This window comes from Acinetobacter sp. GN11 (assembly GCF_054823985.1).
Map to the genome: position 1 here is coordinate 1 of NZ_JRVL01000377.1, position 481 is coordinate 481.

Annotated in this window: 1 protein-coding gene; it reads right to left on the minus strand. The window is 49.1% G+C overall.

Annotated elements, in window-relative coordinates; all coding sequences use genetic code 11:
- Positions 1 to 426 (minus strand): thiolase family protein (locus NL42_RS19590; protein WP_461314018.1); only part of this gene is annotated, 426 nt, incomplete at its 3' end.
- Between the last annotated feature and the right edge of the window lie 55 nt (positions 427 to 481).

The window sequence follows — 481 nt, forward strand, 5'->3', positions numbered from 1 at the left end:
AATCTTCTGGCTACGGCCAAAAGCACTGTCTGACTTACCCATCACATAAGGTGCACGGCTCATGCTTTCCACACCACCTGCAATCACCAAGTTCGCTTCACCGGCTTTAATAGCACGGGCAGCAATGGCAATGGCATCGAGAGATGAACCACACAAACGGTTAATGGTGGTTGCTGGAACCTGATACGGTAAACCTGCAAGCAGTGCTGACATACGACCAACATTCCGGTTATCTTCACCGGCTTGATTGGCACAGCCATAGATCACATCATCGACCTGTTCCCAATCTACATTCGGGTTACGCTGTATAAGCGCTTTAATCGGTAAAGCGCCGAGGTCATCGGCACGAACAGGAGCAAGGCCACCGGCATAACGGCCAAATGGGGTACGGATAGCATCGATGATATAAGCGTTTTTTAATGTCATTTCCCTACGTCCTTATCCTTGAGTCGCATCAATCAAAGTTGCACCTGTTAAAGCC